7 protein-coding genes are annotated in these 14494 nt (G+C 41.0%); 4 read left to right on the forward strand and 3 right to left on the reverse strand.

The genetic code is table 11. The features are described from left to right. Positions 1-24: 24 nt before the first annotated feature. From FPK91_RS17255 to FPK91_RS17270, 4 genes are all read left to right on the forward strand, one after another. Positions 25-4581 (forward strand): ATP-binding protein, encoded by a 4557-nt coding sequence (locus FPK91_RS17255; RefSeq protein ID WP_144212754.1) that lies wholly within the window; start codon positions 25-27, stop codon positions 4579-4581. A 426-nt stretch (positions 4582-5007) separates the two neighbouring features. Continuing rightward, complete coding sequence (gene fusA, locus FPK91_RS17260) at positions 5008-7101, forward strand: elongation factor G (RefSeq protein WP_144212756.1); 2094 nt, start codon at positions 5008-5010, stop codon at positions 7099-7101. Positions 7102-7213: 112 nt separating this feature from the next. Continuing rightward, positions 7214-7681, forward strand: a complete 468-nt coding sequence (locus FPK91_RS17265) for a GNAT family N-acetyltransferase (RefSeq protein WP_144212758.1) — start codon at positions 7214-7216, stop codon at positions 7679-7681. A 154-nt stretch (positions 7682-7835) separates the two neighbouring features. Then, positions 7836-9800, forward strand: a complete 1965-nt coding sequence (locus FPK91_RS17270; RefSeq protein WP_144212760.1) for an alkyl/aryl-sulfatase — start codon at positions 7836-7838, stop codon at positions 9798-9800. Positions 9801-9914: 114 nt separating this feature from the next. Here FPK91_RS17270 and FPK91_RS17275 read toward each other — a convergent pair whose 3' ends face one another. The 3 genes from FPK91_RS17275 to FPK91_RS17285 all read right to left on the reverse strand — a co-directional run bounded on the left by FPK91_RS17275 (position 9915) and on the right by FPK91_RS17285 (position 14407). Beyond that, positions 9915-10340, reverse strand: a complete 426-nt coding sequence (locus tag FPK91_RS17275) for a nitrate reductase cytochrome c-type subunit (RefSeq protein ID WP_144212762.1) — start codon at positions 10338-10340, stop codon at positions 9915-9917. A 99-nt stretch (positions 10341-10439) separates the two neighbouring features. Continuing rightward, a complete protein-coding gene (gene napA, locus FPK91_RS17280) occupies positions 10440-12923 on the reverse strand; it encodes a nitrate reductase catalytic subunit NapA (protein WP_144212764.1) in 2484 nt (827 codons plus the stop codon). 374 nt (positions 12924-13297) lie between these two features. Then, the gene (locus tag FPK91_RS17285; RefSeq protein ID WP_405127369.1) at positions 13298-14407 is read right to left on the reverse strand and encodes a lipocalin-like domain-containing protein; all 1110 of its coding nucleotides are present in this window, start codon (positions 14405-14407) and stop codon (positions 13298-13300) included. Between the last annotated feature and the right edge of the window lie 87 nt (positions 14408-14494).

The raw sequence follows: 14494 nt of genomic DNA on the forward strand, positions 1-14494 counted from the left end.
GCTAAATAAGCAGAGGATCTCAGGATGACTAGCAAAAAGCAGCCCGTAAACAAGACATCGGCACAATCGGCTGATCCGCTATTTCTTCAAGCGGAACATTTAGCTAAAGATTTTTCATTATTCCCAGCTCATAGTAAGCAAACTTTAGCTGAAGAAATAAAAGGATTGTTATCAGAAGATGCAATCCAAGCAAATTTAAAAGAGCTATCGACACTCGACGTTGATAGTTATGTGACTAAAGTTATTCAACCTACTTTAGATAAGAACCGTCCGAGTGCTAAACGTGTTATCGCTGACCTTAAAGGTAAGATGATTGCAGAGGAGCACTTAGGTTCTTTTTATAGCGCAGAAATCGAATTAAACTTTGGCTCTCGTACTCGTCGCATTGGTTTTATTGCTCAAGAAAGAACCTCTGCAAACGGTGCGTGGATGCCAGAACATCACTTAGCTGCTTGCAAAGCCATTCGTCATTTTTCAGAGCTTTCAATGCCAATCGTTTACCTTATCGACACTCCAGGTGCCGATGCAGGTGAGGTTGCTAACAGCCAAAACCAAGCTCATTCAATTTCTAAAGCCATTGCTGAGAGTGCCAACGTTGACGTACCAACAGTGGGTATCGTCATCGGTGCTGGTTATTCTGGCGGTGCAATTCCACTAGCGGCTGCCAACATCCTGCTTTCATTGCGTGATGGTATTTTTAATACGATTCAGCCTCAAGGTTTGCAGAGCATTGCACGTAAGTACAATTTATCTTGGCAGGAATGTGCCAAGTCAGTGGGTGTTTCTCCTGAAGAGCTACTTACTGCGGGTTGTATTGACGGTATTATTGATTTCTCCCCATATGATAAAGATGAGCGTCAGCATAACCTGCGCCGCGCTATTATCAGTGGTATTGAAGCGGTAGAAAACGCGGCTGTAACGTTTGTACGTGAATCTGATGATTTACGTGAGCATTATGACCGCAGTTTAGAGCGTTTCTTAGACCCGTCTAAAAGTTTGTCAGCATTAGAGAATAACCAGGGATTAGCTGTTGCTAGCAGCCCAACAATGCACCACAATTTATTTGGTAGTGCATACCGTTATTTACGTTATCTGACGCTTCGTAGTCGTATCCACTCTATTTCAGTTGAGCAGTATGGTCGTTTATCGAAAGTGAGCGTACCTGAAGGTGACTTACTAGCGCGTATTCAGGCTGAACAAGATAGCGTGTTCCAATCTTGGATCACTGCACCTGATAAATTAGTTTATGACGAAGAGCTGAATAAGTTATGGGGCACATTTGATGCTAAGCGTAGCGAAATTTCTGCAGAACGTAACGTCATCACACGTTTCATTCTTGGTGAGCCAAAAGAGAATTATAAGAAAGCCCGTAAAGCGTTACTATTTAACATTGGTTGGTCGCTTTACCATCGCTGGAAAGGTAATGCCGCTAACAATTTTAAAGGCTTGATAAAGCATCTTGAATCTTTACCGTCGTCTGCAACACAAGCTCCATGGCCTGAACTTAATCAGCTGACAGTGCTTGATATCGTCGTCAATGACGAATTACGTGAAGATTTTATTTGGCAATGTCATAACGTATTAATCTTTAACGCCCTTTACGACAATGTAGTGGTTAACTTAGCGTCGATTTCGAAAGAAGCGATGATGTCTAAAAGCTTATCCCGTGAATCTGTGGATAAGTTATTACATAACGCAATCGATACCGCATTATCTAATAGTGACGCTGCACATGATAAGAATAAGTTCTATAAATGGCTTAAATTCTTCATGGATCAATCAAACCGTGCAGAACTACTGACCCGTGTAGAACAATGGAAGAGTGTTGGTTTTCCGCAATTAAACGACAGTTTATTTGTAATCCTGACTTACTTCTTTGAACGTCTATTACCAGAATATTTCGACAGTGAAGAAGATCATTCAACATACACAGGTGCGATTAATCCTGTGCGTATTGGCCGTCGTAAAGATTTCTGGAACCGTCTAACGATGGGTTATCAAGATTTACTGATCCAAAAAGTACTGCGTGATGAAAAACGTCAAGGCAAGATGGGCTGGGAAAATGTTATCGGTAAGTTCTTCACTGAATTCGAAGAGCTTAACGGCGATAAGATGTCTGCCAACCAATTAAACTTCCCTGGTTTCCGTCTCTCTATTGAAGATGCTTTAGACAAAGGCATTCGTCCTTGTGGTTTAATCACTGGTTTAGCTGATTTTGACAATGGTGGCCAAACATTACGTGTTGGTGTTGCAGTATCAAACATTGCATTCCAGGCAGGTGCTTTTGATATGGCCAGTGCTGAAAAATTCAGCGCACTATTAATTGAATGTGCCAAGCGTAAACTACCGGTTGTGTGCTTTATCAGTTCAGGTGGTATGCAAACTAAAGAAGGTGCTGCAGCACTATTCTCAATGGCTGTTGTGAATGACCGTATTACGCGTTTTGTTCGTGATAATGAGCTACCTGTACTAATGTTTGGTTTTGGTGATTGTACTGGTGGCGCACAAGCAAGTTTTGTGACGCATCCTTTAGTGCAAACTTATTACCTATCGGGTACTAATATGCCATTTGCTGGTCAAATGGTGGTGCCTGCATACTTACCATCGACGGCGACATTATCTAACTACTTGTCTAAAGTACCGGGTGCGATGACGGGGTTAGTGCATAACCCATTCAGTGATACGCTAGATAGTCAGCTTTCAGGTATTGATCCATTAATGCCACTGCCTACGCTGCATGCTAACGATATTATTACTAAAGCCTTATCGAGTTTAGTACCAGAAGTTAAAGCCATTGAAGAGAAAATTGTCCAAGACGATCCTCGCGCTTTAATGCAGCCTATTGATAAAGTACTGATTCATGCTCGTGGTTGTACTGCGGTTAAATTGATCCGTAAAGCCCATGACAACAAGATTAACGTGGTACTTGTAGCATCAGATCCAGATATGACTTCTGTACCTGCTGACATGTTAAAAGTGAACGACAAGCTTGTTTGTATTGGTGGTAACACCTCTGATGAAAGTTACCTTAATGCATACTCTGTGTTGAAAGTGGCTGACTACGAAAACGTAGATGCACTTCACCCTGGTATTGGTTTCTTATCTGAAAGCCCACAGTTTGCTGCATTATGTGTCAATAATGGCGTTAACTTTGTTGGTCCTAGTGTTCATTCAATGACGACTATGGGTAACAAATCAAATGCGATTAAAACTTCACAAGATCAAAACGTACCAGTAGTCCCTGGTAGCCACGGTATTTTGACTAATGCTGAGCAAGCGGTAAACGTTGCGCTTGAAATTGGTTACCCAGTGCTACTTAAAGCAGTACAAGGCGGTGGTGGTAAAGGTATTCAGGTGGTGACTAAACCTGAAGACATGATTGGATTTTTCCAAAGAACCTCAACCGAAGCTGCAGCAGCATTTGGTAATGGCGACCTTTACCTTGAGAAATATGTCACTTCATTGCGTCATATTGAAGTTCAGTTACTGCGTGACAAGTTTGGTAACACCAAAGTGTTGGGTATTCGTGACTGTTCAGTGCAACGTAATAACCAGAAAGTGATTGAAGAATCTGGTTCAACCATGTTGCCAGAAGAGCTTAAGCAACGTGTACTTGAATACACACGTTTATTAGGTGATGCAACTGATTACATGGGTGCGGGTACGGTTGAATTTATTTACAACCTTGATGCCAATGAAGTCTACTTCATGGAAATGAATACGCGTCTTCAAGTTGAGCATCCAGTGACTGAAGCCACATCTGGTATTGATATAGTGAGTGCGCAATTTGATATTGCCGCAGGTCGTTCAATTGAAGACCTTCAGCCTGTCGATCAAGGCTATGCAATGGAAGTACGTGTAACAGCAGAGAAAGCCGCGCTTGATAGCGATGGCGTACTGCAGTTGTTGCCTCATCCTGGCAAGATTACAGAGTGTTACTTACCATCTCGAGATGATGTTGAAGTCATTTCAATTGCTGAAACCGGTAAAGAAGTATCACCATATTACGATAGCTTAATTGCACAAATCATTATCCGTGGTGAGTCTCGTGAAGATGTGATTACCAAGATGTCTGCTTACTTAGATGAAGCGTATATCAAAGGCATTGCAACTAACATCCCATTGTTGAAGCTAATTCTTAAAGATGGCACATTCAATCAAGGTGTTTACGATACTAACTATTTACCACGTTTAATGGCTGAGCTTGACGTTCCTGCACTGGTTGCTGAAATGGAAGCTGCTGCTGAAACTGTCGGTTTAGATACTGAGTCTTTGCGTGTCGCAGAAAGTAATGAGCTTAAAGTGTTAGCTCAAGGTGCAGGTATCTTCTATACCTCTCCAGCGCCAGGTGAACCTGACTTTGTTAAGGAAGGTGACATTGTTACTGTAGATCAAAACTTAGCGCTTACTGAAGCGATGAAGATGTTCTCACAAGTAACGCTTGCCGGCTTTAACCGTCAAAATGCTGTGCTTTACCCTGAAAATCAAAAATATCGTATCGAGCGAATTTTGAATAGTAACGGCCAGCAAGTTTCACAAGGTGACTTATTGTTTGTTATTCTACCTATCGACGGCGAATAACGATTAAGCTCCACTTAATTCATTAAGTGCTAAAAATCCCTAAAGGCTTTCTTTAGGGATTTTTTTATGGAAATTCTTCAATCTGGCTTTTGTGTAGGGTTGTTTAAATGTGCTAGAAATTGTTGAGTTTGTGGTGATTAAGTCAAAATTAACGCTGTCATAGTAAGGTAACGCTCATATAAAGCGTTTTATCGTAAAAAAACACAATTGTTCGAAAAATAAACGATAACTTTTATTTGTCTGTTTTATATGAGAAATGTGTATTTTTATCTAAATTATTTGCGTAAAATGCGATAAAAATTGCAAGTCCTATTTGCGCAATTGCAGGTTCCAACTTACAATATGCGCCTTAAATAACCTGATGTGCGGTGTGTCTAGCTTTTTACATACTCCGTCTACCTCTTAACTAATCATTAAAGTTGAATCATGACCGAATTATCCAAATACAGAAACATTGGTATCTTCGCTCACGTTGACGCGGGTAAAACCACGACCACCGAGCGTATCCTAAAACTAACCGGTAAGATCCATAAGATCGGTGAAGTTCATGATGGTGAATCTACTACTGACTTCATGGAACAGGAAGCTGAGCGCGGTATTACTATTCAGTCAGCAGCAGTAAGCTGTTTCTGGAAAGACCACCGTTTTAACGTTATTGACACTCCTGGTCACGTTGACTTCACTGTTGAAGTATATCGTTCACTTAAAGTGCTTGATGGCGGTGTTGGTGTATTCTGTGGTTCTGGTGGTGTTGAGCCTCAGTCAGAAACTAACTGGCGTTATGCTAACGAATCAGAAGTTGCTCGTATCATCTTCGTAAACAAATTAGACCGTATGGGTGCTGATTTCTTACGTGTTGTTAAGCAAACTAAAGATGTTCTAGCTGCTAACCCACTCGTTATGGTTTTACCGATTGGTATCGAAGACGAATTCTCTGGTGTTGTTGATCTACTTACTCGTAAAGCATGGGTATGGGATGAAACAGGCGAAGCAGAAAATTACAAAATCGAAGAAATTCCAGCTGACATGGTAGATCTTGTAGAAGAATACCGTGAAATGCTAATCGAAACTGCTTTAGAGCAAGACGATGATTTATTAGAAGCATACATGGAAGGCGAAGAGCCATCTATGGAAGAAGTTAAGCGTTGTATCCGTAAGGGTACTCGTGACATGTCTTTCTTCCCTACATACTGTGGTTCTGCTTTCAAGAACAAAGGTATGCAGCTTCTTCTTGATGCTGTTGTTGATTACCTTCCTGATCCAGTTGAAGTTGATCCACAACCTCTTACTGATGAAGAAGGCAACGAAAATGGCGAATTCGCTTTAGTTTCTGTTGATGAGCCTTTCAAAGCGTTAGCATTCAAAATCATGGATGACCGTTTTGGTGCATTAACCTTCGTACGTATCTACTCTGGTAAGATCAACAAAGGTGACACCATCCTTAACTCGTTTACAGGTAAAACTGAACGTGTTGGTCGTATGGTTGAAATGCAAGCTGATGAACGTAACGAATTAGATTACGCTCAAGCGGGTGACATCATCGCTATCGTTGGTATGAAGAATGTTCAAACTGGTCACACTTTGTGTGATGTTAAGCATCCTTGTACTCTTGAAGCAATGGTATTCCCTGAGCCAGTTATCTCTATCTCGGTAACTCCGAAAGATAAAGGTGGTTCTGAGAAAATGGGTATCGCTATCGGTAAAATGATTGCAGAAGATCCATCTTTCCGTGTAGAAACTGATATCGATTCAGGCGAAACCATCCTTAAAGGTATGGGTGAGCTTCACTTAGACATCAAAGTAGACATCCTTAAGCGTACTTACGGTGTTGACTTAATCGTTGGTGAACCTCAAGTTGCTTACCGTGAAACTATCACGAAAGAAATTGAAGATAGCTACACGCATAAGAAACAGTCTGGTGGTTCTGGTCAGTTCGGTAAGATCGACTACATCATCAAGCCTGGTGAGCAAAACACTGGTTTCACTTTCAGCTCTAAAGTTGTTGGTGGTAACGTACCTAAAGAATTCTGGCCTGCAGTTGAGAAAGGTTTCGCATCATTGATGGGAACGGGTACTGTTGCTGGTTTCCCAGTATTAGATGTTGAATTAATCCTTTTAGATGGTGCTTTCCACGCAGTTGATTCGTCAGCTATCGCGTTCGAAATCGCTGCTAAAGGTGCATTCCGTCAGTCTATGCCTAAAGCCGGTGCACAACTTCTTGAGCCAATCATGAACGTTGACGTATTCAGCCCAGATGACAATGTTGGTGATGTTATTGGTGACCTTAACCGTCGTCGTGGCATGATCAAAGATCAAATGGCTGGTGTTACTGGTGTTCGTATTAAAGCTGACGTACCGTTATCAGAAATGTTCGGTTACATCGGTTCACTACGTACTATGACATCAGGTCGTGGCCAATTCTCTATGGAATTCGCTCACTACTCACCATGTCCAAACAGTGTTGCTGAAAAAGTAATCATTGACGTTAAAGAACGTGAAGCAGCTGCAGCTAAGAAGTAATTTCTAACTGCTAAGCTTTAAAAACCGCTGTAAGCTTAATGCTTACAGCGGTTTTTTTATGTCTGAAATTCGATGAACTTTCGTCGTCATATTTAATAGTTAAAGGACAAACATGATAACAATAAGAACATTCACTCACGCAGACATTAAAGAGCTATGGCAGCTTAAGTTCGACACAATCAGATCGGTTAATCTTAGACATTATACAGATGAGCAAGTAAAAGCTTGGGCACCATCTGAATACGATGAGGCCGCTTGGGCTAAGCGAGTTACACAAATAGCGCCATTTATTGCAGAAGTTGATGGCATTATTGCAGGTTTTGCTGATATGCAAAGTGATGGCTACATTGATCACTTTTTCTGTAGCCATGATTACCAGGGTCAAGGTGTGGGAACTAGGCTGATGAAGACGATTTTGACTCAAGCAAAACAAGCTCAATTAATTTCGTTATATTCTGATGTCAGCATTACAGCAAAGCCATTCTTTGAATCTTTTGGCTTTGATGTAGAGAAAGCTCAGTCTATTGACGTTCGAGGAATCACACTCGATAACTTTAAAATGCGAATGTTGCTGGATTAACGAATCAGAAAAATTAATATCATTGTCAGTTTATCAGTAGAAATAATAATTATTAAAATTCAACCTTATAGAGGTAGTATTTGTGCAAAAAAGCAGCTAATTTAACTCTTAGGAAGATGTGTTTATTTATTAATCGTATTTAAAAGGAGTTTATATGAAACAGTTTTACCTGTTGGCTGCAGCTTTTTCCGTTGCAGTGTCATGTAATAGTTTCGCCGCAACCCAATCTAAACCCGCCACTGAACATACCCAAAAAGCCAATGCCGCAGTGCTTAAAGCATTGCCTTTTAGCGATAAAACAGACTTTGAAAATGCTAAACGTGGTTTTATTGCTAAGCCTGACGTGGTCACGATTAAAGATGCCGATGGTAATGTTGTTTGGGATCTTGAGCAATATAAAACCTATATCAGTGATGATAAATCCTCGCCAGATACGGTAAACCCAAGCTTATGGCGTAATACACAGTTAGTGCTGCAACATGGTTTATTTGAAGTCACAGAGAATATTTATCAAGTGCGTGGCTTTGATTTAAGTAATATTACTTTCATCAAAGGAGACAAGGGCTGGATTGTATTCGATCCATTGATTTCTCCAGAAACAGCCAAAGCTTCGCTAGACTTAATCAATAAACACATGGGTGAACGTCCTGTCGTGGCTATTGTGTATAGTCATAGTCACATTGATCATTATGGTGGTGCTACAGGTCTAGCAACAGCTGAAGATGTCAAAAGTGGCAAGGTACAAGTTATCTCTCCAGAACATTTCACTGAACATGCTGTCTCTGAAAATGTGATCGCAGGTAATGCTATGGGCCGTAGAGCGGTTTATATGTATGGTGCATTGTTGCCAAGAAATGCTAAAGGCGGCGTTAATGGTGGTCTTGGTATGACTGTATCGACAGGGCTTGCAGGATTACTTGTACCCAGTACAGAAATTAAAGAGACGGGGACTAAGTTAACCATTGATGGCGTTGAAATGGAGTTCCAACTGACACCAGGCACTGAAGCGCCAGCTGAAATGAATACCTGGTTCCCACAATTTAAAGCATTATGGATGGCAGAAAATACCACCAATACCATGCATAACATCTTGACCTTACGTGGTGCTCAAGTTCGTGATGCCTTAATTTGGTCTAGCTTTCTTGATGAAACCATCAATCTTTGGGGTAAAGAGGCTGAAGTTAAGTTTCAAAGCCACCATTGGCCATTATGGGGTAGCGAAGAAATCATTCCCTATTTTAAAAAACAGCGTGATATTTATAAGTTCACCCATGATCAATCAGTACGCTTGATGAACCAAGGTTACACTGGTGAAGAGATTTCTGAAATGATTACACTGCCAGATGAATTAGAGCAGAACTGGGCTACCAGAGGCTATTACGGAACGCTGAAACATAATAGCCGTGCTGTTTACCAACGTTATATGGGTTGGTATAACGGTAATCCATCTAATCTTGATAATTTGCCTCCAGAAATGGTCGCCATAAAGTATATGGAATACATGGGCGGCGAAGCTGAAGTGATTAAAAAAGCTAAAACGTCTTTTGCTAATGGTGAATACCGTTGGGTTGCCGAAGTGATGAAGCATGCGGTCTTTGCTAATCCAACATCTGAAGCTGCAAAGGAACTACTTGCTGATGCATTCGAACAATTAGGTTATCAATCTGAATCAGGTCCTTGGCGTTCAGTATACCTTCAAGGTGCGTTTGAACTTCGAAATGGTATTCCGTCAGCAGGTGGCACTCAAACGGCAACGCCAGATACGATTCGAGCTATGACACCTGAATTACTGTTTGATTATCTCGCGGTTAGATTGGATTCTGCCAAAGCCGCTGGTAAGCAATTTGATATCAATATTAATTTCACTGACCTTAAAAAGAACTACACCTTAACGGTTGAGAATGCTGTTTTACATCATAGTAAATATCAAGTTGAAAACCCTGATGTGGCGTTAGTCATGAGTATGGAAACCATGAATAGTATTCAGTTAAAAGAAATAACTTTTGACGAAGCAATTAAGAAGGGTGATGTGAAAATTAGTGGTGATAAAGCTCTATTTACTTCGTTCCTTGGCATGCTTGATGAGTATAACTTCTGGTTCAATATTGTGACGCCATAGTGGCTGTAGACTTTGAGCCTTAGCTAGTTTGTCGTGTTAACTAGCAACAAAAATGCCACTGATATTCAGTGGCATTTTTTATTTCGCAACAGATATTAATTTGAATATCGAAACTTAGTTTGTATGGTAATTCTCAACTAATGCTTCTTTATTGTCTGCTTGTGCAACATGGCACTGAACACAGAAGTAATATTTATCGTCAAATTCACCATCAGCTTTTACGTGTGATTTGTCGATGGGTGTCGCTTTCATGCGCGCAGCTTTTTCTGTGCTGTGACAGGTTAAACAACCATTCTTTTTCATCGTAATCGCATAACCATCTCTATGTGGGATCAAAGGTGGTTGATGTACAAATGTTCTTTCTAGTGATGTACCACGGCTCGGGTAAGTCGCTTTAGCATCTGCAGGCATGGTGTCTGTTATTTGTACGTCACCAGCAAGTGATTTTACATTTACAGGTGCAGTTGTTTGCTGTGCTTGTTGACCTGAGCATGCGCTAAGACTGAGCACTATCGCAGCAAGGCTAAGTAATTTCTTCATTGTTTACACTCCGTCATATCCACTATGTTTTGATAAAATGGATAGAGAAAAATAGTGATTCAGTGATGCTAAAGTCCTTTAGCATCACCGTAAGTCAAATTAGGCTTTAACAATCTTCACAGGACACTTCTTGAAGTCAGTTTCTTTCGATAACGGATCAGTAGCATCAAGTAATAATTTGTTGACCAGCTGTCTAGCATCAAAGAATGGCATAAACACAACGCCGACAGGTGGCTTGTTACGGCCTTTGGTTTCAATACGTGTTTTAACTTCACCACGTGGAGAAATCACTTTCACTTCATCACCATTTTTCAGTCCGCGACTGCTCGCATCTTGTGGGTGCATGAATACTTGTGCATCAGGGTAAGATTTATGCAACTCTGGTACACGGGCTGTCATACTTGCAGTATGCCAATGCTCTAGTACACGACCGGTAGACATCCATAGGTCGTATTCTTCATTCGGCTCTTCTGCTGCAGGTTCGTATGGCAGTGCAAAAATAACTGCGCGGCCATCTGGCTTACCGTAAAAGTTAAACCCTTCGCCTTCTTTTACATACGGGTCACTACCTTCAACAAAGCGGCGTACCGTTTCTTTACCATTAACAACAGGCCAGCGAGCACCGCGGTTTTCATGGTAAGTATCAAAGTCTGCTAAATCATGAGCATGACCACGGCCAAATTGAGCATATTCTTCAAATAGGCCTTTTTGAACGTAGAAACCGAATGCATCGTTTTCATCGTTGTGATCGCCTTTACATTCAGATGCTGGGAACTTATCAACGACACCGTTAGCAAATAAGATTTCATAAAGCGTCTTATCAGCATATTCAGGTTTCTTAGCAATAAGTTCAGCAGGCCATACTTCTGACACTTTAAAGCGCTTAGAAAACTCCATCAATTGCCATAAATCAGATTTAGCACCTTCTGGTGGTAAAACTTGTTGATGCCACATATGAGTACGACGTTCAGCATTACCATATGCACCTTCTTTTTCTACCCACATTGCTGTTGGTAAAATCAAATCTGCTGCGGTTGCAGTAACCGTTGGGTATGGATCTGATACCACGATGAAGTTTTCTGGGTTACGGAAACCGGGGTAAATTTCATCGTTGATGTTTGGACCGGCTTGCATGTTATTGGTACACATAGTCCAGTAACAGTTTAGCTTGCCATCTTTAAGCATACGGCTTTGAAGTACAGCATGGTAACCCGGTTTTGGCGGGATAGTGCCTTCTGGTAATTGCCATAACTTTTCAGTGATTGCGCGATGCTTAGGGTTAGCCACCACCATGTCTGCAGGTAAACGGTGGGAGAAAGTACCCACTTCACGTGCAGTACCACAAGCTGAAGGTTGACCTGTTAGTGAGAAAGGACTGTTACCAGGGGTCGCAATTTTGCCAGTCAACAAATGAATGTTGTACAGCATGTTGTTAGCCCAAACTCCACGTGTATGTTGGTTAATACCCATGGTCCATAAACTCATCACCTTAATGTTAGGATCAGCGTATGCTTTAGCCATTTCGATAAGGTTTTCAACTGGAACACCACTCATTTCAGAAGCGTATTCAACCGTGTAAGTACTAACAAATTTTGCGTACTCTTCAAAACTACTTGGCGTTGAACCACCGCTTCCAGGATTCTTAGCACTTTGCTCAAGTGGATGCTCAGGACGTAAACCGTAACCAATATCTGTCACACCCATTCTAAAGTTGGTGTGCTTGCTGACGAAGTCTTTGTTTACAGCATCATTTTCGATGATGTAATTTGCAATGAAGTTCAACAGAACTAAATCTGATTGTGGCTTAAACACCATAGGATTATCAGCTAATTCGAAACTACGGTTTTCGAAAGTTGATAATACGTGAACTTTACTGCCTTCATGGCTTAAACGACGGTCTGCTAAACGAGACCATAGAATAGGATGCATTTCTGCCATGTTCGCGCCCCAAAGCACGAAATGATCAGCAGCTTCAAAATCATCATAGCTACCCATTGGTTCATCAATACCAAAGGTACGCATAAATCCACCTACCGCAGATGCCATACAATGACGTGCGTTAGGATCAATGTTGTTGGTTAGGAAGCCTGCTTTGTGTAATTTAGATGCTGCGTAGCCTTCCCAGATAGTCCATTGACCAGAACCGAACATACCAACAGAAGTAGGACCTTTCTTGGCGATACTGGCTTTCCATTTCTCAGCCATGGTATCAAGCGCAACATCCCAGCTTACTGGGGTAAATTCACCTTCTTTATCGTACTTACCATCGGTCATTCTTAGTAATGGAGAAGTAAGACGGTCTTTACCGTACATAATTTTAGAAAGGAAATAGCCCTTAACACAGTTTAGGCCTTTATTGACTGGGCTTTCTGGATCACCTTGAGTAGCAACAACTTTGCCACCTTTGGTTCCGACTAACACACTACAACCCACACCACAGAAACGACAAGGTGCTTTGTCCCATTTTATTTCTGCAGATTTTTCTTCTGCTTGAACCATTTTAATTGGTAAAGCAAGCCCAACTGCCGAAGCGGCTGCTGTAGCTGCATTGGCTTTTAGAAACTCGCGACGGCTTATGCTCATGGTGTTTCCTCACTCTTTAATGTATGTAGACAGTATTGCAAACAAACTGTCTTTGTTTTTATATAATATATTTCTTTATTGTCTTCGAGTTTAAACCCCACATTTTTCGTGGGTATACCTCACAATGAGTATACTGAGTATTTATTGTGCTAGATCACATTTTTAAATGTGATCTACTGCTCATTTTGCAACTTGCTCAATTACTTAATTAGAGGACTCCATTTCAATAAACTATGTTTTAAGGAAAATATAAGACAGAAGTATAGGACATTTGTAAGAAAAAACCGCCTAATAAGAAGTAGACGATTTAGCTGAATAATATTAATAATTTTTCGAAATTTAACGCTTCAAAAAGAGATGAGTTAATGGCTGTATTAATAGCCTGTTAGTTCCATGTAGCCTGTACCTTGATGACTTCCTGATATAGAAATTGGACCTTCCCAGTATGAAATGGTCAGGGGCATATTACTATTGGGGTTTAATGCATTCACAGTCACATCAATTTCTTCACTGGCGATGCTGACTTTCCATTGAATCGGGTATTTGCCAGAGTCTGTTTGCTGCCATGCAAGGGGGGTTATTTGAATATCATTGGGATGTGACTTGCTATTAATATTACGACCGCTTCCATCCTCAAACATTCTTCTGGCACTAAAAAATGGCTTACTGCCATGTTTATCACTACTTCTTAATTGGAATAACATCAAGGCTGATCCATCATCTAAACGAATTGAAAACCAATCCCAGCCTTGTTGCGCTTTAGTGAGAAATTGCGAACTCCACTCTCTATCAAGCCAGGCCTTACCTGTGACAATTTCAGAGACGCCATCACGGACGATAGTGCCTGTTAAATCGATAAATGGCTGACTGTAATAGTAAGAGGCTACTTCAGCATTTGGACTTTTAATGCTGTAGCCGTTATCGCCTTGTAAGTTCATTGGTGCGTCACTAGTTAATGATAATTGATAGCCAAAGTTTTCTGTATTAACCGTTAACATCGCTGGGAACATCGCTGTGGATTCACTCTGCCATTGCCAGTCGTCTAGCTGGATTCTCAAAGGATTAGGACTGACATGAGCAAGTTGTGGGTGAGCTCTTGACCATCTCTCTTTCGCCTGGTGATTTGAAGCCGATGTTAACGCTGCATGTGACATGAACATCTGATTAGTCGCCCAGCTATTTTCAGCGGAGGCATTATCTACTGTTATTTCTTGAGTTTTTGGCTCTTTAGCTGAAAGCGCAATTCGAAATTGTGTCCATTGAAGTCCAACATTTTCACCTTGCTCAGTGGTCATATTAGCGGTCAAATACCACCATTCTTGCCTAAATTTGTCATGGCTGAGATGATCTTCTGGAAAGCGAAGTTGGTGGTTAGGCTGCACTTTGGCGTATTGCTCAACGTCATTAGATTGGGTTAATAAATTTCCCATGCTGGTTTTATTACTGGAATGATCATCGATAGTATTTGGCGTACAACCCAGCATAAAAATACTAATAAACAGCAATGTTGCGATTTGCTTGAACGTCACCAAACTCTTTGTATCGAGTCTATTTATATCGAGTTTATTTAT

This window comes from Shewanella donghaensis, from assembly GCF_007567505.1.
GTDB classification, from domain to species: Bacteria; Pseudomonadota; Gammaproteobacteria; order Enterobacterales; family Shewanellaceae; genus Shewanella; species Shewanella donghaensis.